General features: G+C 72.8%; 26 protein-coding genes. 13 read left to right on the top strand and 13 right to left on the bottom strand.

Annotated features, from left to right (window positions below):
• Window positions 1-146 precede the first annotated feature (146 nt).
• Window positions 147-575 carry an SRPBCC family protein gene (locus ACGFRB_RS30625; protein ID WP_393247698.1) on the bottom strand — a complete coding sequence of 143 codons (429 nt, stop codon included), beginning with the start codon at window positions 573-575 and terminating at the stop codon, window positions 147-149.
• Between the two features lie 69 nt (window positions 576-644).
• Entirely contained in the window at window positions 645-857 is a 213-nt protein-coding gene (locus ACGFRB_RS30620; protein ID WP_361230584.1) for a hypothetical protein, read from the bottom strand.
• Between the two features lie 292 nt (window positions 858-1,149).
• Here ACGFRB_RS30620 and ACGFRB_RS30615 point away from each other — a divergent pair, with 292 nt between their 5' ends.
• From ACGFRB_RS30615 to ACGFRB_RS30605, 3 genes are all read left to right on the top strand, one after another.
• Complete coding sequence (locus tag ACGFRB_RS30615; RefSeq protein ID WP_393247696.1) at window positions 1,150-1,869, top strand: Clp protease N-terminal domain-containing protein; 720 nt, start codon at window positions 1,150-1,152, stop codon at window positions 1,867-1,869.
• Between the two features lie 41 nt (window positions 1,870-1,910).
• A complete protein-coding gene (locus tag ACGFRB_RS30610; protein WP_393247694.1) occupies window positions 1,911-3,029 on the top strand; it encodes a DMT family transporter in 1,119 nt (372 codons plus the stop codon).
• Window positions 3,030-3,205: 176 nt separating this feature from the next.
• Complete coding sequence (locus ACGFRB_RS30605) at window positions 3,206-4,192, top strand: DMT family transporter (RefSeq protein ID WP_393247692.1); 987 nt, start codon at window positions 3,206-3,208, stop codon at window positions 4,190-4,192.
• Here ACGFRB_RS30605 and ACGFRB_RS30600 read toward each other — a convergent pair.
• Together ACGFRB_RS30600 and ACGFRB_RS30595 are read right to left on the bottom strand one after the other, a co-directional pair.
• Window positions 4,182-4,946, bottom strand: a complete 765-nt coding sequence (locus tag ACGFRB_RS30600) for an FMN-binding negative transcriptional regulator (RefSeq protein ID WP_393247691.1) — start codon at window positions 4,944-4,946, stop codon at window positions 4,182-4,184. The two genes, ACGFRB_RS30605 and ACGFRB_RS30600, sit on opposite strands and share 11 nt — an antisense overlap.
• A gap of 15 nt (window positions 4,947-4,961) precedes the next feature.
• Window positions 4,962-5,684 (bottom strand): pyridoxamine 5'-phosphate oxidase family protein, encoded by a 723-nt coding sequence (locus tag ACGFRB_RS30595; RefSeq protein ID WP_393247689.1) that lies wholly within the window; start codon window positions 5,682-5,684, stop codon window positions 4,962-4,964.
• A gap of 35 nt (window positions 5,685-5,719) precedes the next feature.
• Here ACGFRB_RS30595 and ACGFRB_RS30590 point away from each other — a divergent pair, with 35 nt between their 5' ends.
• On the top strand, window positions 5,720-7,051 hold the full coding sequence (locus ACGFRB_RS30590; RefSeq protein ID WP_393247687.1) for an aminotransferase class I/II-fold pyridoxal phosphate-dependent enzyme: 1,332 nt from the start codon (window positions 5,720-5,722) through the stop codon (window positions 7,049-7,051).
• 390 nt (window positions 7,052-7,441) lie between these two features.
• Window positions 7,442-8,536, top strand: coding sequence for a chemotaxis protein (locus tag ACGFRB_RS30585; protein WP_393247685.1), 1,095 nt, complete (start codon window positions 7,442-7,444; stop codon window positions 8,534-8,536).
• Here ACGFRB_RS30585 and ACGFRB_RS30580 read toward each other — a convergent pair.
• Entirely contained in the window at window positions 8,530-9,747 is a 1,218-nt protein-coding gene (locus ACGFRB_RS30580) for a DMT family transporter (RefSeq protein ID WP_393247684.1), read from the bottom strand. The genes ACGFRB_RS30585 and ACGFRB_RS30580 overlap by 7 nt on opposite strands.
• Window positions 9,748-9,821: 74 nt before the next feature.
• On the opposite strand from ACGFRB_RS30580, the gene ACGFRB_RS30575 reads away from it, so the two are divergent.
• The gene (locus ACGFRB_RS30575; protein ID WP_363007669.1) at window positions 9,822-10,727 is read left to right on the top strand and encodes a LysR substrate-binding domain-containing protein; all 906 of its coding nucleotides are present in this window, start codon (window positions 9,822-9,824) and stop codon (window positions 10,725-10,727) included.
• A 123-nt stretch (window positions 10,728-10,850) separates the two neighbouring features.
• Here the strand turns inward: ACGFRB_RS30575 and ACGFRB_RS30570 are convergent, their stop codons facing one another.
• Window positions 10,851-11,318: a pyridoxamine 5'-phosphate oxidase family protein gene (locus tag ACGFRB_RS30570; protein WP_393247682.1), complete on the bottom strand. Its 468-nt coding sequence runs from the start codon at window positions 11,316-11,318 to the stop codon at window positions 10,851-10,853.
• 81 nt (window positions 11,319-11,399) lie between these two features.
• On the opposite strand from ACGFRB_RS30570, the gene ACGFRB_RS30565 reads away from it, so the two are divergent.
• On the top strand, window positions 11,400-12,032 hold the full coding sequence (locus ACGFRB_RS30565; RefSeq protein WP_393247680.1) for a cysteine hydrolase: 633 nt from the start codon (window positions 11,400-11,402) through the stop codon (window positions 12,030-12,032).
• Between the two features lie 105 nt (window positions 12,033-12,137).
• Here the strand turns inward: ACGFRB_RS30565 and ACGFRB_RS30560 are convergent, their stop codons facing one another.
• The 6 genes from ACGFRB_RS30560 to ACGFRB_RS30535 form a co-directional block, all read right to left on the bottom strand.
• Window positions 12,138-12,839, bottom strand: coding sequence for an adenosylcobinamide amidohydrolase (locus tag ACGFRB_RS30560; protein WP_393247678.1), 702 nt, complete (start codon window positions 12,837-12,839; stop codon window positions 12,138-12,140).
• 184 nt (window positions 12,840-13,023) lie between these two features.
• Complete coding sequence (locus ACGFRB_RS30555) at window positions 13,024-14,037, bottom strand: DUF4232 domain-containing protein (protein WP_393247676.1); 1,014 nt, start codon at window positions 14,035-14,037, stop codon at window positions 13,024-13,026.
• A 154-nt stretch (window positions 14,038-14,191) separates the two neighbouring features.
• Window positions 14,192-14,773 carry a hypothetical protein gene (locus ACGFRB_RS30550; protein ID WP_393247674.1) on the bottom strand — a complete coding sequence of 194 codons (582 nt, stop codon included), beginning with the start codon at window positions 14,771-14,773 and terminating at the stop codon, window positions 14,192-14,194.
• A gap of 232 nt (window positions 14,774-15,005) precedes the next feature.
• Window positions 15,006-15,659, bottom strand: coding sequence for a lactate utilization protein C (locus ACGFRB_RS30545; protein WP_393247672.1), 654 nt, complete (start codon window positions 15,657-15,659; stop codon window positions 15,006-15,008).
• Window positions 15,656-17,200: a lactate utilization protein B gene (locus ACGFRB_RS30540; RefSeq protein WP_393247670.1), complete on the bottom strand. Its 1,545-nt coding sequence runs from the start codon at window positions 17,198-17,200 to the stop codon at window positions 15,656-15,658. Before ACGFRB_RS30540 ends, ACGFRB_RS30545 begins: the two co-directional genes overlap by 4 nt.
• The gene (locus ACGFRB_RS30535) at window positions 17,197-17,964 is read right to left on the bottom strand and encodes a (Fe-S)-binding protein (protein WP_393247668.1); all 768 of its coding nucleotides are present in this window, start codon (window positions 17,962-17,964) and stop codon (window positions 17,197-17,199) included. The genes ACGFRB_RS30540 and ACGFRB_RS30535 overlap by 4 nt, the downstream gene beginning before the upstream one ends.
• A gap of 293 nt (window positions 17,965-18,257) precedes the next feature.
• On the opposite strand from ACGFRB_RS30535, the gene ACGFRB_RS30530 reads away from it, so the two are divergent.
• The gene (locus tag ACGFRB_RS30530; protein WP_393247666.1) at window positions 18,258-19,928 is read left to right on the top strand and encodes an L-lactate permease; all 1,671 of its coding nucleotides are present in this window, start codon (window positions 18,258-18,260) and stop codon (window positions 19,926-19,928) included.
• A 1-nt stretch (window position 19,929) separates the two neighbouring features.
• Here ACGFRB_RS30530 and ACGFRB_RS30525 read toward each other — a convergent pair whose 3' ends face one another.
• Window positions 19,930-20,691 carry a FadR/GntR family transcriptional regulator gene (locus ACGFRB_RS30525; protein WP_393247664.1) on the bottom strand — a complete coding sequence of 254 codons (762 nt, stop codon included), beginning with the start codon at window positions 20,689-20,691 and terminating at the stop codon, window positions 19,930-19,932.
• A 461-nt stretch (window positions 20,692-21,152) separates the two neighbouring features.
• Here ACGFRB_RS30525 and ACGFRB_RS30520 point away from each other — a divergent pair, with 461 nt between their 5' ends.
• The 5 genes from ACGFRB_RS30520 (at window position 21,153) to ACGFRB_RS30500 (ending at window position 25,882) form a co-directional block, all read left to right on the top strand.
• A complete protein-coding gene (locus ACGFRB_RS30520) occupies window positions 21,153-22,037 on the top strand; it encodes a HipA family kinase (protein WP_393247662.1) in 885 nt (294 codons plus the stop codon).
• The gene (locus tag ACGFRB_RS30515; protein WP_363007693.1) at window positions 22,034-22,417 is read left to right on the top strand and encodes a DUF3037 domain-containing protein; all 384 of its coding nucleotides are present in this window, start codon (window positions 22,034-22,036) and stop codon (window positions 22,415-22,417) included. The genes ACGFRB_RS30520 and ACGFRB_RS30515 overlap by 4 nt, the downstream gene beginning before the upstream one ends.
• Before the next feature lie 177 nt (window positions 22,418-22,594).
• Window positions 22,595-23,356, top strand: coding sequence for a 3-oxoacyl-ACP reductase FabG (gene fabG, locus ACGFRB_RS30510; protein WP_363007695.1), 762 nt, complete (start codon window positions 22,595-22,597; stop codon window positions 23,354-23,356).
• 32 nt (window positions 23,357-23,388) lie between these two features.
• The gene (locus ACGFRB_RS30505) at window positions 23,389-24,156 is read left to right on the top strand and encodes an SDR family oxidoreductase (RefSeq protein ID WP_393247660.1); all 768 of its coding nucleotides are present in this window, start codon (window positions 23,389-23,391) and stop codon (window positions 24,154-24,156) included.
• A gap of 148 nt (window positions 24,157-24,304) precedes the next feature.
• Window positions 24,305-25,882 (top strand): ABC transporter substrate-binding protein, encoded by a 1,578-nt coding sequence (locus ACGFRB_RS30500; RefSeq protein WP_393247658.1) that lies wholly within the window; start codon window positions 24,305-24,307, stop codon window positions 25,880-25,882.
• Window positions 25,883-25,932: the final 50 nt, after the last annotated feature.

Here is a 25,932-nt window from a genome sequence, read left to right as displayed (position 1 = left end):
TCCCGCCTTCCTCCACCCACCCCCACCATACTTCTTTTTTCCCGCGCGCCCCCCCCCCCCCCCCGGCCGGGGCGCCCCCCCCCCCGGGCCCCGGGCCCCCCCCCCCCCCCCCCCCTCACTCTGACCGGGCGTGGCGTGCGTCGCGGTCAGGTCACCAGGCCCGCCAGCCGGCTCAGCGATTCCGTCAGCGCCGCCGTGGCCGAGTCCTTCAGCTTGCCCGCCATCAGGGACACGGCCGCACCCGTGAACTCCCCGTCGATCCGTACCGTCGTCGCCTCGCCGTCGGCCGTGAGCGAGTAGCGGGTGCCGATGGCGACGTTCATCGGGCCCTTGCCGCGGATCGCGAACACGCGCCCCGGCTCCAGCTCCGCGACCGTCCAGGTCACCTCGGCGGGAAAGCCCATCAGTCGCATGTTCTCCATGAAGGTGGCGCCGGGCTCCAGGGCCGCCGGGCCGCCGTCCGGGAAGTCGGTGTGGGTGGCGTTCCACTCCCCGTACGAGCCGAAGTCGGTGAGCCGCGCCCACACCTTTCCGGCCGGTGCCTCGATCCGTGCCTGCGCGCTGACTTCGGCCATGGGCCACCCCTTTTACGCGTACCAGTCGGGCTTCGCTGTCGCGGAACGTAGCCGGGGCAGCGTCAACATTCAATACTGACGAATCGTCAGGTTGACGGTCTCGTCACCGGTCCACCAGATCCGCGCCGAGTCGAAGCAGTCCGAGGCGCGCGGCCGGCCGCTCTCGTCGTGGCAGTGGAACGCGGCCCAGAAGAGGTCGCCCGGCAGCGCCTCCCGAGGGGCGTACACCCGGTAGACGTACTGCTGCCCGTCGAGCGCGAGCAGGGCCACCATCCAGAACATGCCGGAAGGACGATACGGCACACCAGGTGCCCGTGCCGTCGGCCACTTGGGTGGGACGCGGCCCGGGTCCGAAGGGTGGGTGCCCCGCGGCCGTGCCGGGGGCCGGGTGCCCGGGCCGGGTGGTCGGTGTACCGGCCCCGGGGCCTCCAGGTGTCGCGCCGTCAGGACTTCCGGCCGGTGGCAAGGCGGCGCGCCACCTGAGGGAAGAAGTGGCGCGATCTCCTTCGTAAGGAGGAGGAATCGCCCGCCTGGCCCCGACTCCGGTGGGACGCGCGGATGCTCCTCGCCGGGGATGTCCCGGCGCCGTGGGTCTGATGAGGTGGGAATCGTGCACAATCCCGTCCCGAGCGTCCCCGCCCCCCGTCCCCCGGCGTACCGGCTGCTGCCCGCCGCGCGCCGGGCCGATCTGGAGCGCGTCCTGACCTCGGAGCTGATGACGGTCGTGGCCGGTGCCAGGCGGCGGACCCTGCGGGGCGGCGACCGGCAGATCGACACCGCCCACCTGCTGCACTCGCTCGTCGAGAGCGACCCGGAGGCGGGCGCCGCCTTCGAGGGCGGCCACCAGGTCGCCCGGGTGCTCGGCTATCTCGTGCAGCGTTCCATCGGATACGGGCTGCGCTGGCAGCGGTCCGTCGAGGAGACCGGCACCGTGCTTCCCGTCCTGAGGTCGTCAGGCGAGGACCCGAGCTCGGCTCTGGCCGCCCTGCGGTCCGGTGAACATCCGGGGCCGGCGCTCCCCGCCCTGCGGTCCGACCAGGAGACAGGCTCCGCGCTTCCCGCCCTGCGATCCGGCGCGGCGGCCTTCTCCGGCTGGTCCCCGGCCGCCGCGGCGGCCCTCGGGGGAGCCTTCGAACGGGCCGCCCGGCGCGGCGAGCGCCGTGCCCGGGGGCTGGATCTGCTCGGCGCGCTCGCCGCCGATCCCGACAGCCGGGCCGCCGAGGTGCTGCGTCGCGCGGGCGTCGACCGGACCGCTCTCGCGGCTCGGGTCGGGGAGCTGTCTCAACAGGTGTAACGGGGGTTACGCCCCTGATCAGGCCCTGTCATGATGGCCCGATGCACGCGTCTCAGGGGAGAAGCGCCGGCCTGGGACTCGCCCTGGCCTCGGCCTTCGCATTCGGTGGTTCAGGTGTGGCGGCCAAGCCGCTCATCGAGGCGGGGCTCGACCCGCTGCACGTGGTGTGGCTGAGGGTGGCCGGTGCCGCCCTCGTGATGCTGCCCGTGGCCTGGCGCCACCGCGACCTGCCCCGCCGCAAGCCCGCCTTGCTCGCCGGATTCGGTCTGCTCGGCGTCGCCGGCGTGCAGGCCTGCTACTTCGCGGCGATCTCCCGGGTCCCCGTCGGTGTCGCGCTGCTCGTCGAGTACTTCGCCCCCGCTCTCGTCCTCGGCTGGGTCCGCTTCGTCCAGCGCCGCCCGGTGACCCGCGCCGCCGCCCTCGGCGTCGTCCTCGCCGTCGGCGGACTCGCCTGTGTCGTCCAGATCTGGTCCGGGCTGAGCTTCGACGCCCTCGGCCTGCTGCTCGCGCTCGCCGCCGCGGGCTGCCAGGTCGGCTACTTCGTCCTGGCCGACCAGGGCACCGACGAGGCCGAGCCCGTCGACCCGCTCGGCTTCATCGCGTACGGACTTCTCTTCGGCGCCGTCCTGCTCACCTTCGTCTCCCGCCCATGGAACATGGACTGGCCGGTGCTCGGCGGGACCGCCGAACTCGGCGGCACCACGGCCCCGGCCTGGCTGCTGCTGGCCTGGATCGTGCTGATCGCGACCGTCCTCGCGTACGTCACCGGGGTCGTGTCCGTACGCAAGCTCTCCCCGCAGGTCGCCGGCGTGGTGGCCTGTCTGGAGGCCGTGATCGCCACCGTCCTCGCCTGGGTGCTGCTCGGCGAGCACCTGGGGGCGCCGCAGATCGCGGGCGGCGCGGTGGTCCTCGTCGGCGCGTTCATCGCGCAGTCCTCGACGCCGAAGGCCGCGACGGCCGAACCGGTCGCCGGATCCGCCGAGCGGGCCGCCGCGGTCGACGCGGTAGGTGCGGGTGCGGGTACGGGGGACGCGGGCGTGGCGGCGGCGGGCGCCTCCCGGACGGACTCCGCGGACTCCGCGGACGCCCCGGCCGGAGCGGGGGCGGAGGAACCGGGGTCGGCCGGTGCCGGTCTGGCGGCCGGAAAGGTCACCCCGTAGGGTGCCGACCATGCGTCTGACCGTACTGCCGCCCCCCGCTCTCTGACCGCGGGCGGCTCACTTCCGCTGACGAGGACCGAACTCGGGCGGGCCGAATCCAGGCCCCCGAGTGGTTCGTCGCCGCCCGCCCGCGGAGCCGGCGACCACCTTTCCTTCCTCCTCATCGGAGTCCGTACGTGTCGAACACTCCTGGCTCCGCCCTGTCCACGGGGCGGAACCTCACCTTCCTGATCATCGCCGGTGTCGCCTGGGGCACCGCGGGCGCCGCCGCGTCCCTGGTCTTCCGGGTCAGTGATCTCGGCCCTCTCGCCCTGTCCTTCTGGCGCTACGTCGGCGCGCTGGTACTGCTGCTCGGCGTGCTCGCGCTGCGGCGGCGCGGGGCCAAGGCCCCGGCCGTACGCGAGCCGCGCGGGCGATGGCTCGTCCGTGTCCTCGGTACGGGCATCGGCATGGCCGTCTTCCACAGCGCCTACTTCGCCGCCGTCCAGGCCACCGGGCTCGCCGTCGGCACCGTCGTGACCCTCGGCGCCGGCCCCGTGCTCATCGCGGCCGGGGCCCGGATCCTCCTCGGCGAACGGCTGGGCGCGGGCGGAGTCATGGCCGTCGCCGGGGCGCTCGCCGGGCTCGGCGTGCTCGTCCTCGGCGGGGGCGGTGCCGAGGTACGGCCGCTCGGCGTCGGGCTCGCCCTTGTCTCCGCCGCGGCCTACGCCGCGTTCACCCTGCTCACCCGGTGGCTCGGCTGCACCGGCGACGGGCGGGTCGACGTCCTGGCCACCACGACCTGGTCGTTCGCCGTCGGCGCCGCCGGTCTGCTGCCGATGGCGGCCGTCGAGGGGCTGGTCCCGCATACGGACGCCCCGCTGGAGATCCTCGGCCTGCTGGTCTACGTGGCGGCCGTCCCGACCGCGCTCGCCAACGCGCTCTACTTCGCGGGGGCGGCCGTGATCCGTTCCGCGACCGTCTCCGTGATCATGCTTCTGGAGCCGGTCAGCGCGGCGCTCATCGCGGTCACCCTGCTCGGCGAACATCTCACCGTCTCCACCGTCGCCGGCACCCTGCTGCTGCTCTGCGCCGTCACCGGTCTCGCCTTCGCGGAGACACGGGCGGCGACGGGACGGCGCGGGGAGCGGGCGGCGGCGGAGACGGTCTCCGTCACGTCGTAGCGGAGGGGCCCTCGGGGGCGGCCGGGCCCGCGGCGGACCGTCCCGCACCGGCGGGCCCGGCGGCCGGCCCACCGCCGACCGGTCCGTCTCCGGCCGGTTCGTTTCCGACCGGTTCGGTGGCGTGGCGGCGGAGCTGATGGGCTCGCGCCGCCGCGTCACCTGGTCCGGCGCGCTCGGCGAGCCGGACCGAGACCCGCTCCCGGACGGCCGCCGGCTTGTTGCCCGCGTACTTGAACTTGGCGCGGACACCCGTCACTTCGAGCCGCAGTGCCCGGATGCCCGGCAGCATCCGGCCGAACGGCGCCTCGCCGGTGCGCACTTGTGCCGTGCCGCCCTCGGGCTGGAAGTGCGCGACCTGCCGGTTCAGCAACTCGGCCTTCTCCTGCGGATCGTCCACCACGTGCGCGGTGCAGCGGAGCTGGACGGCCGCGTAGTACGAGGTCGGCGTGCCGTGTTCGGCCGGCGCGCCGTCCGGGGCGGTCCAGTGACCCGGCACGTACACGTAGTCGTCGACCACGCTCAGCAGTGCGGTGGGGTTGCCATCCAGGTCGCGCCAGAGCGGGTTGGGGCGGGCGAGATGCGTGATCACCTGGCCGTACGGGCCGGGCCCGGGCTCGTACCGGAAGTGCAGCGGCTGCACCCACGGCGGTTCGCCGGGCGCGCCGTTGACCGCGAGCCGGCCGAAGTCGTGCGCGGCGAGCCAGCGTTGCCACTCGCCGTCGTCGTGGGGTGCGTCCCAGGGATGGATCAGCACGGTGGATCGGCCCTCTCAGCGGCCGGCGAGATAACCGGGCGGGGCGATGGCCGGGTCCAGGTCGTCGGCGGGCACCGGGGTGCCGAGGCCGCCGACGACCGGGACCACGCCGGACCAGTGGGGGAGCGTGGCGTCCTCGGGGTCGTCGTTGGGGCCGCCGGTGCGGACCTTGGCGGACACCTCGTCGAGGTCGAGGCGCAGTACGGCGGTCGCGGCCAGTTCCTTGGCGTTGCCGGGCCGGGAGTCGGCGGCGCGGCCGGGCACGACGTGGTCGACCAGCGCGTCGAGAGCGGTCCGCAGTTCCTCCGGGTCGGTCACCTGGCGGGCGGTGCCGTGCACGACGACCGAGCGGTAGTTGATCGAGTGGTGGAAGGCGGACTTGGCCAGGACCAGGCCGTCCACATGGGTCACCGTCAGGCACACCGGCAGCCCGGGCTCCTTTGGACCGCCGTCGCCGCCACCGTCGTTCCCGGCGCCGTCACCCCTGCCGCCCGCCATCCGCATCGGCCGCGAGCCGGTCGAGCCGTGGACGTAGAGGCGCTCGCCGACCCGGCCGTAGAGCGTGGGCAGGACGACCGGCGCGCCGTCACGGACGAAGCCGAGGTGGCAGACGTAACCCTCGTCGAGTATCGCGTGCACCAGCGGGCGGTCGTACGAGGCGCGTTCGCGGGAACGGGTGGGGATGGTCCGCTCGCTGGGCTCGTAGGGCGACAGGGCTGCGGGAAGCGCGTCCGTCATGGCGTACTCCATTGCACTAGTGCATAATAGGTTTTGTGCTAGGAGAGTATCGGATCGAAGGTCGTCGCGCATCGGAGATCGCCGCCAGCGTGGAGCGGGGGGTGGGCTCCGGGCAGCTCGAACCAGGGCAACCCCTGCCGCCCATGCGGGAGTTGGCGGCCACCCTCGGCGTGAATCCCAATACCGTCGCCGCCGCGTATCGCACCCTGCGCGAGCGCGGGGTGATCGAGACCGACGGCCGGCGCGGCAGCCGGGTGCGGCCCGCGCCCGCGACGACCGCCCGCGGCTCCCTCCAGGTCGAGGTTCCGGCCGGGGTCCGCGACGTCGGCAACGGCAGCCCGGACCCGGCGCTGCTGCCCCCGCTCGGTGCCGCCCTGGCCAAGGTCGCGGGCGCGTACGCCCGGCGGCCGACGCAGTACGGCGAGGAGCCCGTCGACGAGGAGTTCGCCCGGCTCGCGCGGGCCGCCTTCGACCGGGCGGGGGTGCCGGCCGGACCGGTCGGTGTGGCGTCGGGCTCGCTCGACGCCATCGAGCGGGTACTGACCGCACGGCTGCGGCCCGGCGACGCCGTCGCCGTCGAGGACCCCGGCTGGGGCAGCCTCCTCGACCTCGTCCCCGCGCTCGGGCTGCGGCCGGTTCCGGTCGCCGTCGACGACGACGGACCGCTGCCGGACTCGGTGGCCCGCGCACTGCGGGCCGGCGCCCGCGCGGTCGTCGTCACCGACCGCGCGCAGAACCCGACCGGCGCCCGCGTCACCGCGGCCCGCGCCGCCGCGCTGCGGGCGGTGCTGGACCGCCACCCCGACGTCCTGCTCATCGAGGACGATCACGGTCACGGCATCGTCGCCGAGCCCCCGCATCCGCTCGCCACGGGCGACGGCGCGTGGGTGTTCGTCCGCTCGGTGGCCAAGGCGTGGGGCCCCGACCTGCGGATCGCCGCCTTCACCGGGGACCCGGAGACCGTCGACCGGGTCCTCGGCCGGCAGCGGCTCGGCCCCGGCTGGGTCAGCCGGCTGCTCCAGCGCGCGGTCGTGGAGCTGTGGACCTCCGGGGTCGTCGATCCGGAGGTGGTCGCGGCGGCGTACGGGGAGCGGCGCGACGGGCTCGTCCGGGCGCTCGCCGCGCGCGGGGTCGAGGCGCACGGCCGCAGCGGGATGAACGTGTGGATCCCGGTCGCCGACGAGACCGGTGCCGTCGCCCGGCTGCAGGCCCGGGGCTGGGCGGTCGCGCCCGGCGCGCGCTTCCGGCTGGAGGCCGGGCCGGCGGTCCGGGTCACCGTCTCCGGGCTCACCCTCGCCGATCTCGAACCGCTCGCCGACGCGCTCGCCTACGCGGCGGGCCCCGCGCCGGCCCGGAGGTACGGCTGAGGGGGCGGGAGCGGGGTCCGCTGGTCCGGGCCCGTGTCCGTGTCCGGGTCCGGGTCCGTACCCGTACGCGGCCGGAACCGGTTCCGTACCCGCGGACCCGCACCTGAGGCCGTGTCCCTGTCCGGAGGCGCGGCGGGCTCGGGCCCGTGGCGCGGCGCGCAGTGGCGCGGTGCGGTGCGGATGTCCCGGCCCCCGGCACGGATGCCCCCGGGACACCGTTCGAACGCGCCGAGTCGCGGGTGGTGACATCTCGGTCCAGGATGGCGCTGTGTGGGGGCCGGACGCGGCGGCGGACCCGCGACCGGCCCCCGGGGTCGGCACCCCGGCCGCCGCACGGCGACCCCGAGGCCCGTCCCGGCATCCGTCCGAACCCGGCAGGAGGCTCCCCTCATGGACCCCGTGCTCACCCCTGACGCGCTCGCCAAGCTGCGCCAGCCCCGCCCGTACCCCGCGGTCTCCCTCGTGATGCCCACGCATCGCCGCGAACCGGAGAACACCCAGGACCCGGTACGGCTGCGCAACCTGGTCGCCCAGGCGGAAAAAGCCGTCCAGGAGGATCCGGACGTGCCCCGGGAGCGGCGCCTCGACATCCTCGACCAGCTGCGCCGGGCCGTGGCCGAGACCGACCTCGTGCATGCCGAGGACGGGCTGGTGATCTACGTGGCGCAGGGCGAGCACCAAGTGTGGTCGGTGGCCCGCGCCGTACCCGAGCGGGTGGTGCTCTCCGACACCTTCCTCACCCGTAACCTGGTCGCGGCCCAGGCCGCCGAACAGCCCTACTGGGCCCTGGCGGTGGCGGCCGACCGGGTCTCCCTGTGGAGCGGCGACCCCGAGCGGGCCACCGAACACGGCAAGGACGGCTTCCCGCTCACCCGGAGCCTGGAGGACCCGGACGTCGAGCGCAAGGAGCGTATCGGCGACGTGCCCAGCACCTTCCAGGACGAGGAGGCCCGCCACTTCCTGCGCGAGGCGCACGAGAAGCTGCGGGCCGTCGTCGCCGCCGAGCCCCGCCCGCTCTACGTGCTGGGGTCGGCCCCCGCGCTCGCCCTCCTGGAGGACCTGGGCTCGCTCGGCCCGGACGCCATGACGATCCAGCAGGGCGGTCTCGCCGAGGGGCCGGCCGCCGCCGTGTGGCAGGCCGTCGAACCGCTGCGCCAGGCGCGGGTGGCGGCGGCGACGTCCACGGTGGTGGCGGAGCTGGACGCGGCACGGGGGCGCAAGGAGTTCGCGGGCGGCATCGACGAGGTCTGGCAGGCCGTGCGGCAGGCGCGGGTGCGGCTGCTGGCGGTGGAGGAGCACTACCGGACCGTCGTACGCGAGGAGGGCGGTCACCTGGAGCCCGCCCAGTCCGGGGACGAGGGTGCCCGGGACGACATGGTCGACGAGATCGTCGAGCAGGCGCTGGAGACCGGTACCGAGGTCCGCTTCGTGCCCGACGGCACGCTGGAGGAGCAGGGGCGGATCGCGGGCGTCCTGCGTTACTGAACGACCGGGCCCGGCCTGTTGGGAGCCGGACCCCCGGGCGCGCAGGGCACCGAAGCCGAAGCCGCAGCCTGGATCGCGACCGCCGGGGTCGTGGCCGGGGCCGGGATCGAGGCGGCGAGAGGCGCGGGGGCCGGAGCCGGGACGGACGCCGCAGCCGTGACCGGCACGGGGCGCCGGACCGGCGGGGTGTGCTCCCGGACCGGCGGGGTGCGGTCAGGGACCGGCTTCGGGCGGGGAGCCCGGCGCGGGCCGCGGGTCTGGGTGAGGGCCGCGCCGGCGAGGACGATCACCGCACCGACCGGGGTGTTCCAGGTCAGCGTCTCGCCCAGGACGGCGACACCGGCGGCCGTGGCGATGACCGGGATGAAGTACGTGACCATGGACGCGGTCGTCGGGCCGACCTCCGCGACCACCCCGTACTGGAGCAGCATGGCGCACCCCGTGCCCAGCGCGCCGAGCGCGACCACCGACAGCAGCGGCAGCACCTCGAAACGCTGCGGCCAAGTGGTGAACAGCGGGGTGACGAAGGCCAGCTGGACCGTGGCCAGAGCGACCTGGGTGCAGGCGAGGGACAGGTTCGAGGACCCGGTGCCGGACAGGGTGCGGCGGACGTAGATCCAGCCGACCGCGTAGCTGAGCGAGGCGAGCAGGGCCATCGCCGTACCGGTGACGTCCAGCCCCGAGAAGCCCTGCCAGGCGCCGAGGACGGTCAGCACGCCGATGAAGCCGATGCCGAGCCCGGCCGCCCGCACCCGGGTCGGCCGGTCCTCAAAGAGCGCGACGAGCGACAGCAGCATGCCCCACAGCGGGGTGGTGGCGTTGCAGATGCCCGCGAGCGTCGAGGGGATCGTCAGCTCGGCGTAGGCGAAGAGGGAGAACGGCAGCGCGTTGAGCAGGAAGGCGGCCACCGCCAGATGCCCCCAGGTGCGGGCGCCGCGCGGCAGCCGGTCACGCTTCGCGACCATCGCGACGGCCAGCACCGCCGTACCGAACAGCAGTCGGCCGAAGGTCACCTGGAACGGGGCGAAGCCGTCCGTGCCCACCTTGATGAAGAGGAAGCTGAATCCCCAGATCAGGGCCAGGACGCCGAAGCGCACCCGCCAGTCCACGCCGCGTGGGCCGGGCGCGGTGGCGGGACGGGGGGAAAGGGCAGGAGGGACCGGGACAGGAGGGGCGGAAGGAGAGGAAGAAGAGGACGAGGAGCTGCTCATGCACCACAGAGTGAACGAGGCAACTTCGTAGCACAAGCGAGAATTCCTTGGGTGGATGTCTTAGCATTGCTTACATGTTGAATCTGGAGCGCCTGCGGACCCTGGATGCCGTCGCACGGCACGGATCGGTGAGCGGAGCCGCCGACGGACTGCACGTCACGACCTCCGCCGTGTCCCAGCAGCTCGCCAAACTGGAACGCGAGATCGGCCAGCAGCTGCTCGCCAGGAGCGGCCGAGGGATCCGGCTCACCGATGCCGGGCTGCTGCTCGCCGAGCACGCCGGGCGGATCCTGTCCCAGGTGGAACTCGCCCAGGCCGACATCGAGGCGCAGCGCGGCCAGGTGGTCGGAGAGGTGCGCATCGCCGCGTTCCCGACCGCCATGCGCGGGCTCTTCCCCACCGCGATCCGCGCGCTGCGCGCGGCCCACCCCGAGCTGCGGGTGCACACCACCGAGCTGGAGCCCGAGCCCGGGGTCCGCGAGGTGCTGCGCGGGGACTGCGACCTGTCGGTCGTACTCGACTGGAACAACAAGCGGTCCCCCGTCCCCGCCGGTCTCGAACGCGTCCATCTCCTCGACGACGCCGCCGACTTGGCCCTGCCCGCCGACCATCCGCTGGCCGGCCGGGAGGTCGTCGACCTGGAGGACTTCGCGGGGGAGGACTGGGTGTCCTGGCCGCGCGGCGAATTCTGTCACGAGTGGCTGATGTTCACCCTGCGCGCCAAGGGGGTCGAGCCGCGCATCGCCCATGTCGCCGCCGACCACCACACCCAGCTCGCGCTGGTCGCCGCCGGGCTCGGCGTCTGTGTCGCGCCCCGGCTCGGGCGGCTGCCGATGGGGGACGCAGTCTCCTTCGTGCCCGTACGGCAGCCGGTGCGCCGGCACATCTACGCGACCTGGCGCACCGACGCCGGGCGCCGGCCCTCGATACGGGCGGTCGTGGACGCGCTGCGGGCGGCCGGTGCGCCGCTGTCGGCCTGACGGTACGGGGAGGGCGGCGGCCCGGGATCGGATACGGGATCCCCGGCGCCCGGGTGTGCGGCCCGCCATCCTGGGTGCCGGGTCCGGCACTTGGAGGCACGGAGCCCGGGTCGGGGGTGGGCCTCACCCCTCGGTGAGCTTGCGGAAGTCCCAGGAGACGACGGCGCTCGGGGTGAGCCTCAGCCAGGCGTGCCGGCCGTCGTGCGGCATGGTGTCGAGGTCGAAGTTCTTGGCGGCGAAGAGCCGTTCGGGGATGTCGAGTCCGGGGTGGGGCTCGCCGGTGCGTGGCGCCTCGCCCACGAACTCCACGGTGCCGGACAGCTCCACCCCGCGCAGCTCCCCGTACTCCTCGCCGTCGTCGACCACGACCGCGATCCGGGGGTCAACCCGCAGATCGGACCAACGGCGGCTGCGGGTCAGCGAGTAGAGCCAGAGCGACGTTCCGTCCCAGACGAACCAGAGGGCGCCGGCGTGCGGACGGCCGTCGGCGGAGACGGTCGCCACCCGGCAGGTGCGCTGCCGCGCGAGATAGGAGTCGATCTCGCCCGGGGTCATCATGATCCGGCGTCCGCGGCGCTGTTCCGTGGCCATCCTCCGCACCCTTCTGGCTATCTGATGAAGTGTCAGGAAGCATGGCGGCTCTGGATGCCCAGGAGCAAGAAGGAGGGTGCCATGACCGGGCCGGATCCGCTCGCCGGGCTGCTCGCGCCGGGCGGAGCCGTTCTGCTCACCGTCGAGTGCCAGGAGGGTGTCGTCGGGGCGTCGAGCGCCCTACCGGAACTCGCCGCAGCGGCGCGGGAATCGGGCGTGCTCACCCGGGTGGCCCGGCTCGTCTCCGCCGCGCACGGGGCGGGCGTCCAGGTACTGCACGCGGTCGCCGAGCGCCGCCCCGACGGGCGCGGCGCGAGCCGCAACGCCCGCCTCTTCCGTGCCGCCGCCCGGCTCCCCGTCGCGCAGCACCCCGGCAGCGCGGCCGTACGGATCGCCGAGCCGATCGAGGTGGCCGAGGAGGACCTGGTGGTCCGACGGCTGCACGGGCTCTCGCCGATCGCCGGGACGGACGTGGACGCGCTGCTCCGCAACCTCGGCTGCCGGACGCTGGTCGTCGTCGGGGTCTCGGCCAACGTGGCCGTGCCGAACGCGGTCTTCGACGCCGTCAACCTCGGCTACACCGTCGTCGTACCGAGCGACGCCATCGCAGGGGTGCCCGCGGACTACACCGCCGCGATGCTCCGCCACACCCTCGCGCTCGTCGCCACCCTCGCGACGACGGACGAGGTGCTGGCCCATTGGCGCACGCCCTGACGCGATGCCCGGGGAACCGTCCGGCCTGCTCACACGGTGTTCCGCGAGGCCGGTCCCGTCCCCGTCTCCGGCCTTGCCCTCGTCCCCGTCGGCCCGTCAGGTCCGTCAGACGCCGCGGGCGAGCGACAGCGCGCACGCCTCCAGGGTCGCCCGGTGCACGGCGCGGGCGAGCCGGGCGCCCCAGACGGAGCGCGGACCGGCGAAGGGCTCGGCCGGACCGCGGCCGGGGGAGGGGCACGCCACGCAGACCGCGTCGGTCGGCGTGCCGGAGGCATCGGCCCCGGCGTCCAGCAGTGCCTGGACCTTCGCCTCGGTCGCCGTCGCGATCGCGTTGACCAGCGCCGCGTCCGAGAGGGGCACCGGGAGCGAGACGACGATGTTGATCGTGCCGGGACGCGGCGGGCCGACGGTACCCGGGTCGGGGGCCGCGGCCCACCCCCGTACCCCGATCCCGGCGGTCACCAGGGCCTCGGCGCCGCCGTCGGCGGCGAACCGCCGTTCGCCGAGCTCCGCCGCCGTCATCAGGCCCACACCGGGGCCGGACAGCCCCGCTCCGGCGGCCAGTTCGCGCAGATGGTCGACCGGGTCGAGCCGCCCGTACCCCGGTGGCACCTGGGCGTTGACCACCCAGCGCCGCTCCCCGAGGCCACCGCCGAGAACGGCGCTGGACACCATTCGGGTGCCGGGGCCGGGCGCCCAGACGAGCAGCGGCCAGCGCCGGCCGTCCTCCGTGTGGTCCAGGAGGGCGGCGTCGGCGAGCGAGGCGGGGCTGATGTCCGGTGCGGCGGCCGGGGATCGCGAGAGCACCCCGCACCCTAACCCGCGCCCCGGCCGGGGCCAACGGCCCGTACCGGCCCCGTATCCGGCCCGTTCCGGACAGGCGGCGGGGAGCGATCCCGTCCGGCGAACGATCCCATCCGGGCCCGGTGGTTCGCGCCCGTCACGACACGGAACGGAGGAGGCCGACCGGACGAGCGCGCCGCGCGGGCGGTCAGGAACCCGGCTGTGAACCCCCGGACGCCGCCGGCTGTCCGGCCTTCTTCCACGGCGTGACCCCGAGCTTGCCGGTGGTCCCGAGGTCGAGGCGCGGGGTCACCGTCACCGGGTCCGCGCCCGCCTTCGCCCGGACCCGTACATAGGGCACGTTCACCGGCGTGCCGGACTCGGTGGTGTTGCGCCAGGCCAGGGCGGCGGTAGCCGACTCGCCCGGCCGCAGGGTCACCCGCCGGGGCGGCTCGTCGGGTCCGAGGCCCGTGGTGATCTCCCCACTGCCGTGGAGAATCCGCACGCCGTCGACGGGCTCGCGCCGGGAGTCGAGGAGTTCGAGGAGGGGGTAGCCCTCGACGGTGTAGTCGCGCGTGCCGCAGTTGTCCAGGCGCAGGCCCACGACGCGCAGCCCCATGGCCGCGTCGCCGTCGTCGGCACCGATCCGGATCCCGGAGGCGGGGCAGGTGCCCGCCTCGGCCGGGGCCTCGCTCGCGGGGACCTTGGTCACCGTCGTCACCTTCGCCCCCGTCACCCGCGGCGTGAACGCCTGGGCTTGGACCGTGCCCCGCACGGTCTTCCCGGGAGCGACATCGCGCACGGTCACCCGCTGGTTGTCCATGGCCCCGCCGTCCTCGTTCGTGAAGGTGATGACGACGGTGTACGTCAGCGCCACCGGCCCCTTGTTGACGACCTCGTAGGCGGCGGAGGATCCCGCGCCGGCCAAGGCCGTGGGAAGCGGATCGGCGTGCACGGCGTAAGGACGGGAGGGCGAGGGTGAGGGCGAGGACGAAGGCGGGGCCGGCGGCAGGGACAGCGAGACGACCCGAACGCCGTCCTTGCCCGGATCGTCGATCGGCGTACCGGACGGGAGTGCGGCCGGGGTGCCGTCCGCGCCCGTTCTCCCGCCGTCCGCGGGTGTCGTCCCGCAGCCCGTGAGGAACAGCGCGGTCGCGGCGAGAGCCGACACGAGAGGGGTGGTCGCGGCGAGGGCCGGGCGGGCGGCGGGGAAGCGGCGCATCAAGGCATCCCATCAGGGAGCGCGCCCCGGGGATGTGAGGGAAGCCATAGTTCCGGTCACAGGGGCGTCACAAAGGCCCTCTGCCGTACGGGAGCCGCCGCGCGCCGGAGCAGGAGCGGGTGCGGGCGTGGGCGCGGGTGCGGGTGCGAACGAGTCAGCCGGCGGTCTTGTCAGTGGTGGCGCGGGCCGCCCGAGGACGCACCACCACCGGACAGGAGTTCCACAGCTTCACCCCGTCCGTCAGCAGCTCCCGGACGGCGCCCTGCTCCTCGGGCGTCCAGGTGTCGCGCTCGTCGCCGAACAGCTTCTCGTAGGCGCTGTCGTGCGCGGCGGACCGCCACGGCCGGTCGGCCGCGAGCGGGTCGGGGGCCAGACCGAGGGCCAGGTCCTCGAAGAAGTTCCAGGCGTCCAGCACCGCACCTGCGGGAACCCGCCGGCGCACCGGGTCCGCCAGCCAGTGCTGGACCCGGCCGAGTTCCAGGGTGGCGGCCTCGGGGTAGGTCAGGGGCCGTCCGCGCCGCTCGGCGTACCGCCGGGCCTGGCCGGCCGTCGCGAACACGGGCATCCGTCGCCGGTCGCCGTCCGGCAGGGCCAGCACCCGGTCGGGCGTGTCGTCGACGCCCCCGATCCACAGGACCACCCCGCCGCGGCCCCGCCCGCGTACCCGGTACGCGTAGAGACCCTCCTGCTCGCTCTCGTGCCCCGCCGCGAACCAGTCGCCTTCACTCCATGTCACGGCCTCACCCTGGCAGGCCGTACGGAAACCGGCGAGCGGTTTCCGTACGGCCCCCGCCCGCAGGAGCCGCCCCCGCCGTCGATCATGATCACCACGTGCCGGATCGGCCCGGCCTCGCGCGATCGCCCCTCGACCGCCCTCACGCACCGGCTCGGCAGAGGCCGGCAGGGCGGGGCGCGTCGTCATCCGGTGCACCTTGCCGGGGCGCAGGAGCGACCACGGGCGGCGGCCCTCACACGTCGGTGCGGATCACCACGTCCAGGGTGCGCGGGCCGTGTACCCCCTCCACGCGCTCCAACTCGATGTCGGAGGTCGCCGACGGACCGCTGATCATCGTCGTCGGCCGCTCGGGGACCAGCCGGGCCAGGGCCTCGGGCACGCCCGCCTCGACCGTCGACAGGTCGACGACACAGACGTGCAGATCGGGCACGAGGGACAGGGCGCGGCGGCCCTGGCCGGGGGAGCCGTCGAGGAAGATCGTGCCGGTTTCGGCGCAGCTCACCGCGGACGCCGTCACCACGCCGTCCAGGGCGTCCAGCCGCGGTGCCGGCACGTCCGCCGCGTCCTCACGCACCGTGCCGTCGAACGCGCCGAGCCAGGACGGGTCCAGACCCACCGGCACACCCACCGTGCGGACCCCGCGTTCCGCGAGCACCCGCGCGAGTGTGACGGCCGTCGTGTCGGCGGTGCAGGTGACCACCGTGGCCCTGTAGTCGACGAGCCGGTCGACGAACAGTTCGAGCCGTTCCGCGTCGGGCAGGGTGCGCCCGATGCGGTAGGTCCGTTCCACGGGCACGTCGGGCTTCGGCGCGAGCGCCAGCGCGTCACGGACCCGGCCGAGCACAGCCGTGCGGGCGTCGGTTTTGGTGCCGGAGGTCGTCGTCATCGCTGCTCCTCGGGGTTCTGGGCGGTGGCCGCACCCTCCTCGGCGGCCCGGCGCAGCGTGGCCGTCCCCTCGGCGGAGGCCAGCCACGAGCGGAAGGTCTGCTTCGGCGGCGCGGCGGTGTCCCGGCTCGCGCTCCAGCCGTCGAACGGCGGTGGCAGGCGGGTGATCTTCCGGTCCCGGCCGGCGATCACCCGGCCGAGCCCGGCGGCCTTCTGCGCGCTCGTGTACACCCTCGGCCGGGACATCACCGCGGCCGCCGCCTTCATCGCCAGCTTCTCGGCCGTCGTCCCCGAGCGCTCGGTGTGCTGGTGGCGCAGCTCGACGAGGAGCGAGGGGATGTCGATCTTCACGGGGCACGCGTCGAAGCAGGCTCCGCACAGGCTGGAGGCGTACGGCAGTGAGGAGTTGGGGTCGTCCTTCGCCTCGTGCATGCCGGCGAGCTGCGGGGTGAGCACCGCGCCGATCGGCCCGGGGTACGTGGACCCGTACGCGTGGCCGCCGGTCCGCTCGTACACCGGGCAGACGTTCAGGCAGGCCGAACAGCGGATGCAGTTGAGGGCCTCGCGGCCGATGGCGTCGGCGAGCGCCGCGGTGCGGCCGTTGTCCAGGAGGACGAGGTGGAAGTCCTGCGGCCCGTCGCCCGGGGTGACCCCGGTCCACAGCGAGGTGTAGGGGTTCATCCGCTCGCCGGTGGAGGAGCGCGGCAGCAGCTGGAAGAACACCTCCAAATCGCGGTAGCGGGGCAGCACCTTTTCGATGCCCATGACCGTGATCAGGGTCTCCGGCAGGGTCAGGCACATGCGCCCGTTGCCCTCGGACTCGACGACCGACAGGGTGCCGGTCTCCGCGACGGCGAAATTGGCCCCGGAGACGGCGACCTTCGTCGTCATGAACTTCTCGCGCAGATAGGCGCGCGCGGCGGCCGCGAGGTGCGCCGGTACGGAGTCGAGCCCCGGGTCGACGCCGGGGATGCCGCGGAGGAAGATCTCCCGGATCTCGTCGCGGTTGCGGTGGATCGCCGGGACGAGGATGTGCGAGGGCTTGTCGTCGGCCAACTGCACGATGAGCTCGGCCAGATCGGTCTCGTGGGCCCGGATGCCGCGTTCCTCCAGGTGCTCGTTGAGCCCGATCTCCTGGGTGGCCATCGACTTGACCTTGATGACCTCTTTGCTGCCCGTCGCCTCCACGAGCCGGCTCACGATCGCGTTCGCCTCGACGGCGTCGCGCGCCCAGTGCACGGTGCCGCCGGCCGCGGTGACCTTCTCCTCCAGCTGTTCGAGCAGCTCGGGAAGGCGGTTCATGGTGTCCGTCTTGATCGCGGATCCGGCTGCCCGCAACTGCTCCCAGTCGGGCAGCTCGGCGGTGACCGCGAGCCGCTTGGCGCGGATGGTGTGCGTGGCCCGGTGCAGATTGCCGCGCAACTGCTCGTTGCGCAGTTCGGTGCGGGCGGCCTTCGGGAACTTCTGGTCGCCTCGCAGGTTGCCCGCTCCGTACGGGGCGCGCGGCGGGACGGCGGGCATGCCGAGGAAGGTGTTGCTCATCGGACGGCCTCCGTCATGGCGTACGGCGTGGTGCGGGTGGCGGCGAGGATCTGTGCGAGGTGCAGCGTGCGGGTGCCGGAGCGGATCCGGGACAGTCCGCCTCCGATGTGCATCAGGCAGGAGGAGTCGCCGGCCGTGCACACGTCCGCGCCGGTGCCGCACACGTTGGTGAGCTTGTCGGCGAGCATGGCACTGGAGGTGTCGGCGTTCTTCACGGCGAACGTGCCGCCGAAGCCGCAGCAGGAGTCGGCCTCGGGCAGTTCCACGAGGTCGATCCCGTCGACGGCGCGCAGCAGCCGGAGCGGCTTGTCGCCGACGCGCAGCATGCGCAGTGAGTGACAGGTGGGGTGGTAGGTCACCCGGTGCGGGAAGTACGCGCCGACGTCCACGGCGCCGAGCACGTCGACGAGCAGTTCGGACAGTTCGTATGTCTTCGCTTTGACCCGCGCGACCCCCGAGCGCAGCGCCGGGTCCCCGTACCGCTCGGCGATGATCTCGTGCTGGTGGCGAACCGATCCGGCGCAGGAGCCGGACGGCATCACGACGGCGTCGATCGAAGCGTCGCCGAACTGGTCGACGAAGCCCCGTACCAGGGGCACGGGCTCGCGCTGGTACCCGGTGTTCACATGCATCTGCCCGCAGCAGGTCTGGTCCGGCGGGAACACCAGCTCGTGGCCGAGCCGACTGAGCAGGACGGCGGTGGCCTTGACCGCGTCGGGGAAGAGGGTGTCTCCCAGGCATGTGGCGAAGAGTCCGATACGCAAGGGAGAGCCTCCACAATCTCGTTCTCGCACGTCTCGCGATGCGATTTACGGTCCGACCATACGTCCGTCGTGCCAAAAAGGACAGCATGTCGCCCCTTGCATAGGCCGGACGGCAATGTGGTCCGACCTTATTGACATCAGGTGTGAGCGAGTGCGCTACTAAGGGCGCCCGCCGCCCAGAGCGGCGAGCACTCCGAACGGTCAGCAGGCCGCAGCCGCTGCCGTTTCCTGCCGCGCTCCGTGGGCGCGAATCTCTGCTCGCATGGTCCGGAACTCGACGAGGAGTACTTTTCGTGGCCTCAGCACCCCCGGCGGTCCTCGCCGCCTTCACCCCAGACGCGCACGCCGTCGGCGGCAGCCTCGCCGGTACGGCACTCCTCGGCCTCCTTCCGCTGGCCGTGTTCTTCGTCCTGCTCATGGTCGCCAAGCGGCCCGCGCTGCAGTCCGCGCTGGGAGCCCTGCTCGTCGCGCTGCTCGTCGCCATGTTCGGGATGGACATGCCCGTCGAGCTCGGCCTGCTGTCCGCCGCGCAGGGCGCCGTCTTCGGCCTCTTCCCGGTCATGCTCATCGTGGTCGCGGCCATCTGGTTCTACGAACTCACCGTTGTCAGCAACCGCTTCGAGGACCTGCGGCGCTCCTTCAGCGCGGTCGGGCGCGGCGATCTGCGCGTCCAGGCCATGCTCATCGCGTTCTGCTTCGGCGGCCTCCTCGAAGCGCTCGCCGGGTTCGGCGCCCCCGTCGCCATCACCGCGGCCATGCTGATGGCGCTCGGTCTGCCGCCGCTGCGCGCCGCCGTCACCGTCCTGGTCGCGAACACCGCCCCCGTCGCCTTCGGCGCCATGGCCATCCCGATCACCACAGCCGGCAACCTCACGGGCATCCCCGCCGAGGAGATCGCCGCCGTCGTGGGCCGCCAGAGCCCGCTGCTCGCCCTGTTCGTCCCGACGCTGCTGCTCTTCCTCGTCGACGGACGGCGCGGTGTGCGCCAGCTGTGGCCGATAGCCGTGGTCACCGGAGCCGTCTTCGCCGCCGCGCAGTTCTGGTGCGCGGGTCACTTCGCCTACGAACTGACGGACGTCGTCGCCGCGCTCGCCGGCTTCGCCGCGGCCGTGCTCATGCTCCGCTTCTGGAAGCCCGCCACCCCCGACGACCAGCGCTCGCGGGTCGAGGCCCAGCCGCTCACCCCGCGCCGCGTCACCCTCGCCGTGCTGCCGTACCTGCTCGTCATCGTGGTCTTCGGGCTCGCCAAGCTGAACACCGGCGCCATCGACGTACCCGCCGCCCTCGCCCACTGGAACGTCCTCCTGCAGTGGCCCGGCCTGTACGGCGAGCTGCTCGCACCCAACGGCACCCCGGCCGGCAGTGCCGTTTACAAGCTGGAGGTGCTCGGCAACCCCGGCACCCTGCTGATCCTCTCCGGCCTGCTGGTCACGCTGATCTACCGCCTGACCGGCAGCGAGCGGTACCCGATGACCGGGCGGCTGGCGCTGCGCGCGGCCGGGCGCACCGTGGTGAACATGCGCGTCGCCATCGCCACCGTCGCGACCGTGCTGTCCCTGTCCTACGTCATGAACCAGTCCGGCCAGACCATGGCCATCGGCACCTGGCTGGCCGCGGCCGGCGGCGTCTTCGCCCTTCTGTCGCCCTCTCTCGGCTGGCTCGGCACCGCCGTCACCGGCTCGGACACCTCGGCCAACGCCCTCTTCGCGACCCTCCAGCAGACCGCGGGCCAGAAGGCCGGCATCGACCCGACCCTCCTCGTCGCCGCGAACACCTCGGGCGGAGTGGTCGGCAAGCTGGTCAGCCCGCAGAACCTGACGATAGCCGCGACCGCCGTCGGCCAACCCGGCAGCGAACGCGTCCTGCTGCGCAAGGTCGCCGGCTACAGCCTCGGCATGCTCGCCATCCTCTGCGCGCTCGTCTACCTGCAGTCGCTGCCGGCGCTGTCCTGGATGCTGCCCTAGCTCAGGAGCGCTGCGCGGCCCGGGAACCGGAATCGGCCGGGCCGCCGACCTCGACGAGAGTGCCGTGGAAACCGCGGATGTGCTGCTCCACGAGGTCGGCGGCCCGGGCACCCTCGCCTGCCCGGATCAGCCGCAGCAGCTCGGTGTGCTGCTCGTCGAGTGCGCGAGCCGTGGCCGGCCAGTCCTCGCCGGTGGCCTCCTCGGCCTTGAGGATCAACGTCCGCACCGCCTCGCGCACCGCGGAGGTCAGTGTCGAGATCAGGTCGTTGCCCGAGACGCGGGCGATGTACACGTGGAACCGCGTGTCCAGGTCGTTGAACTCGGTGATGGACAGGTCCGGCTCGCGCATCCGCTCCAGGAGCCGCGCCGCCTCGGCCAACTGCTCCTCGTCCGCGAAACGGGCCGCCGCCTCGAAGCTGGAACGCTCCAGGGTCACCCGGGCCTCCAGGACATCCTCGAGGCTGTAGCTGCCGAGCGCGACATGCAGCCGCAGCAGGCGGCCCAGGGCGTCGTCCGGGTTCTGCACGATACGGGCGCCCGCGTCCGGACCGCGCCCCGCGGTGGCCACCAGGACACCTATCGTCTCCATGACCCGCAGCGCCTCGCGCAGGGCCGACCGGCTGACCCCGAGCGCCTGAGCCAGTTCGCGCTCCGGCGGAAGCCGGTCGCCGGCCTTGAGCTCGCCGGCGAGCACCTGTTCCTCGACGCTTTCCAGGACGAGCTCGTGTGTCCGCGACTGTCGGACCGGAAGCCATTCGGCCACTGTCGGTACCTCCCCGGCCCGTCTGCTCGCCCCATCGGAATTCAGAACATCACTATGGCACAACTGGCATAAGGTCCGACCACAAGGTGTCAGGCGGGCGTCCCCGGCCGGCGAGGCGAAGCCCGGGCAGTGGGCGGCGGCTCCGGAGGACGGTTTACCCGCCCTTCGGCACACCCGCGCCTCGATCCCGCCGGAAGCCGGAGAGCCCGTCGTGACCCTGGCTCGGCGGCTTCGGCACTCCTCACCGGCGATCACCCTCGGTTACTATGCTCACTTCACGCCGGAAGCCGGCAGCAAGAGGCGCATGGCACCATCGACGGTCTGCCGGGGGAGCGGGAAGACCGGCTCGCCGGCCGGCACTCCCGGATTTTCCTCAGCACCGTCGACCGGTGATTCCCACCTCGACACCACGGAGAGATCATCCGTGGATTGTCAGGTCGAAGAGAAGGGTGGCCCGGGAAGTGCTGCAAGAGGTCGTAGCGACCCGCTACGTCACGCCACTGCGTGAGGGCGGCTCGCTCCCCGGGATCGTCGAGGCCGACGATCTCGGTACGTACGTCATGAAATTCACCGGCGCCGGCCAGGGGCGCAAGACGCTGGTCGCCGAGGTGATCTGTGGGCAGCTGGCCCGGCGGCTCGGGCTGCGGGTGCCGGAGCTGGTGACGATCCAGCTCGACCCGGTGATCGGACTGTCCGAGCCCGACCAGGAGGTGCAGGAGCTGCTCAAGGCGAGCGGCGGGCTCAACCTGGGGATGGACTTCCTGCCCGGCTCGCTCGGTTTCGACCCGCTCGCCTACGAGGTCGATCCGAAGGAGGCGGGCAAGGTCGTCTGGTTCGACGCGGTCGTCAACAATGTCGACCGGTCCTGGCGCAACCCCAACATGCTGGTCTGGCACGGCGATCTGTGGCTCATCGACCACGGCGCCACCATGATCTGGCACCACAACTGGCCCGGCACCCAGGCGTCCGCCGCCAAGCCGTACGACGCCTCGGACCACGCCCTCGCGCCGTTCGCGCCCGACATCGCCGCGGCCGCCGCCGAACTGGCCCCGCTCGTCACCCGCGAGCTGCTGACCGAGGTCGCCGCCGACGTCCCCGACGAGTGGCTGGTGGACGAGCCCGGCTTCGACAGCACCGACGAACTGCGGGACGCGTACGTGACGGCGCTACTGCCGCGCGCGGCCACCATCCACGAGCGGATCACCCTCGGCCCCCGCGTCGAGCGGCGGCCCCAGCAGCCCCCCGGCTGGCTCGCCGACCGCCTCACTCCCCGGACGCAGGGCGCGGACACCTCCGCCCCGGACAGCACCTCCCTGGCCGGTACCCCGAAGGACAGCACCACGTGACCCACCGCGATGTCTTCGAGTACGCGCTCCTGCGCGTCGTGCCCCGCGTCGAGCGCGGCGAGTGCTTCAACGCCGGGGTGGTCGTCTACTGCCGGGCCCGGTCCTACGTCGCCGCCCGCGTCCACCTCGACGAGACCAAGCTCGCCGCGCTCGACCCCGCCGCCGACGTCACCGGCGTCCGGGCCGCGCTGCGCGCCGTCGAGGGGGTCTGTACAGGCGGCGAGGCCGCGGGCCAGGCCGCGCCCGACGACGCCGGCCGGCGATTCCGCTGGCTGATGGCGCCCCGTTCCACCGTGGTGCAGCCCGGTCCGGTGCACACCGGCCTGACCGCCGATCCCGAGGCCGAGGTGGAACGCCTGCTCGACCTGCTCGTCCGGTAGCGGCCTGCCTCTCCGGCCCCCTGGGGGCGGGTGCACCCGGTGGGCCGTTGACACCGGGTGCCAGGGCTTCTAGCGTCTCGTCTGCGGACGATACTAAGCGGTCGCTCATGCTCGGGGGAGTGGGCGCGGCGCGGGTGGGGACCGCATCCAGGGATCCCAAGGGCGAGGAGAACAAGCATGTCCACCACCGAGCAGCGCGTAGCCGTCGTCACCGGTGCGGCGCGGGGTATCGGCGCCGCCACCGCGATCCGGCTCGCGGCCGAGGGCCGCGCCGTCGCCGTGCTCGACCTCGACGAGGCGGCCTGCAAGGACACCGTCGAGAAGATCACCGCCGCCGGCGGCACCGCGCTCGCCGTCGGCTGCGACGTCTCGGACGCCGCGCAGGTGGAGGCGGCGGTGGCCAGGGTCGCGACCGAGCTGGGCGCGCCGACCATCCTCGTCAACAACGCGGGCGTGCTCCGCGACAACCTGCTCTTCAAGATGTCCGAGTCGGACTGGGACATCGTCATGAACGTGCATCTCAAGGGCGCGTTCCTGATGGCCAAGGCCTGCCAGAAGCACATGGTGGACGCGGGCTTCGGCCGGATCGTCTCGCTGTCCTCCTCCTCGGCGCTCGGCAACCGCGGCCAGGCCAACTACTCCGCCGTGAAGGCCGGTCTGCAGGGCCTCACCAAGACCCTCGCCAAGGAGCTGGGCAAGTTCGGCGTCACCGCCAACGCCGTCGCTCCCGGCTTCATCGTCACCGAGATGACCGCGCAGACCGCCGAGCGGGTCGGCATGGGCTTCGAGGACTTCCAGGCCGCCGCCGCGTCCATGATCCCGGTGCAGCGGGTCGGCCGGCCGGAGGACGTCGCCAACGCCATCGCCTTCTTCACGGGCGACGCCGCGGGCTTCGTCTCCGGCCAGGTCATGTACGTGGCCGGCGGCCCGCTCAACTGACGCCCGGCGAAGCCGCACGAGGAGGCATACGTATGAGCAAGCGGGAACTGCCCGAGCTCTCCGGCAAGGTCGCCCTGGTCACCGGTGCGAGCCGGGGCATCGGCTACGGCGTCGCCGAGGCCCTGGTCGCGCGCGGCGACCGGGTCTGCATCACCGGCCGCGGCGAGGAGGCCCTCAAGGAGGCCGTGGAGCGGCTGGGGTCCGACCGGGTCGTCGCGGTGCCCGGCAAGGCCTACGACGAGGCCCACCAGGCCGCCGCGGTCGCCGCCACCATGGAGGCTTTCGGGCGCGTCGATTTCCTGGTCAACAACGCCGGTACGAATCCGGTGTTCGGCCCGATCGCCGAACTCGATCTCGCTGTCGCCCGGAAGGTCTTCGAGACGAACGTGGTCTCGGCGCTCGGTTTCGCCCAGCAGACCTACCGGGCCTGGCAGAAGGAGAACGGCGGGGCGATTGTGAACATCGCCTCGATCGCCGGGCTTTCGGCGTCGCCTTTCATCGGCGCGTACGGAATGAGCAAGGCGGCGATGATCAATCTGACCCTTCAGCTGGCGCATGAATTCGCCCCGGCCGTACGGGTCAACGCCATCGCCCCGGCCGTCGTGAAGACGAAGTTCGCGGCGGCGCTGTACGAGGGCCGGGAGGCCGAGGCGGCCGCCCCGTACCCGCTCGGCCGGCTCGGCGAGCCGCAGGACATCGGCGGTGCCGCCGCCTTCCTGACCTCGCCTCAGTCGGACTGGATCACGGGGCAGACCCTGGTCGTCGACGGCGGGATTTTCCTGAACGCCGGTGTCGGGTGACCGATATCCGGACACTTTCCTGAAGTCGTGACCGGTTTGGCCCCGGTTGCGCGCTGAATGCCTCAAGTGCCCTGCCAGGGCGGATCATTGACCTGGTGGGGCGCTGCGGTATGGTCGGCCGATCCCAGGCTGAACGAGGAGCGTGCACGTGTTCAACCGGACCAGTCTGCAGGCGGCTGCAGCCCTTGCGTCCATATCCCTCCTGTCCGGATGCAGCATGTTCTCGGACAGTGGAACCACAGCGGAACAGCGCATCGTCGTAGGGACGACGAGTTCCCCCACCACGTTCGATCCGGCGGCCGCCTGGGACAACTCCTGGGAACTCTTCCGGAATGTCTTCCAGACGCTCGTGGCGTATCCCACGGGCAGTGCGGTACCGAAGCCCGACGCCGCGGACTGTCAGTTCAAGGATTCCGAGAGCCGCCTTTTCGAATGCCGGGTCCATGAAGGGCTGACTTTCTCCAACGGCCACAAGCTGGACGCCGCGGCCGTCAAGCACTCGATCGACCGCATTCGCACCATCGACGTCGAGGGCGGCCCGAACGGAATGCTCGGTTCCCTCGACAAGGTCGAGGTCACCGACGCGAACACGGTGCTCTTCCGGCTCAACAAGCCCGACGCGACCTTCCCGTTCATCCTCACCACCCCGGCCATGTCCATCGTGGACCCGGCCGAGTACCCGGCGGACAAGCTCCGCGAGGACGGCAAGATCACCGGCTCCGGACCGTACGTCCTGGACTCCTACAAGGAGGGCGACCGGGCCGAGCTGACCGGCTATGCCAACTACAAGGGCTTCGCCGACCGCAAGAACAACGGCGTGACCATCAAGTACTTCAAGGAGTCCGAGCCGATGGTCGCGGCGCTCCGGAAGAAGGAGATCGACATCACCTACCGCGGTCTGACCGCCGCGGAGGTCGTCGATCTCGAGGACCGCAAGCCCGAGAACAAGGGCCTCCAGCTCGTCGATTCCACCGGTTCCGACATCCGCTACCTCGTGTTCAACAGCAAGGACGCGACGGCCGCCAAGCTGCCCGTCCGCCGCGCCATCGCCCAGCTGGTCGACCGCGACCGGCTGGTGAGCACTGTCTTCCAGGGCACCGCCGAGCCCCTGTACTCCATGGTGCCCAAGGGCATCGCCGGTCACACCACCAAGTTCTTCGACCGCTTCGGCGGACCGGACAAGGGCAAGGCGGAGGCCATCCTGCGCGACGCCGGCATCACCGAGCCCGTCTCGCTGGACTTCTGGTACGCCACCGACCGCTACGGCTCCTCCACCGCCGCCGAGTTCGCCGAGCTGAAGAAGCAGCTGGAGGAGTCCAAGCTCTTCAAGATCACCCTGCACGGCAAGCCGTGGAAGGAACTCCAGGCGGGCTTCCAGCGCGCCGAGTACCCCGTGTTCGGGCGAGGCTGGTTCCCCGACTTCCCGGACCCGGACAACTTCGTCGCTCCCTTCATCGGCCAGGAGAACGTCCTCGGCACCCCGTACGTCAACTCCCGCATCAGCGACGAGCTGATCCCCCAGTCGCGCCGCAACACCGACCGCGCGGCCGTCACGGGCAAGTTCGTCGAGGCGCAGGAGATCATGGTCCGGGACGTCCGGCTGCTGCCGCTGTGGCAGGGCAAGCTGTACATCGCGGCCAGCGAGGACATCGGCGGCGGTGAGCGGGCGCTCGACCCGCAGACCGTCATGCAGTTGTGGGAGCTGAACCGCCGCACCAGCTGGTGACCGAAGGGTGACCGAAGGTTGATCGAAGGGCCGGGCCCGGTACACGGGTC

This window comes from Streptomyces sp. NPDC048718 (genome assembly GCF_043198875.1).
In the GTDB taxonomy this organism is placed as follows: domain Bacteria; phylum Actinomycetota; class Actinomycetes; order Streptomycetales; family Streptomycetaceae; genus Streptomyces.
Note: the sequence above shows the minus strand (reverse complement) of the source record. Positions and strands in the feature narration are given on the sequence as shown.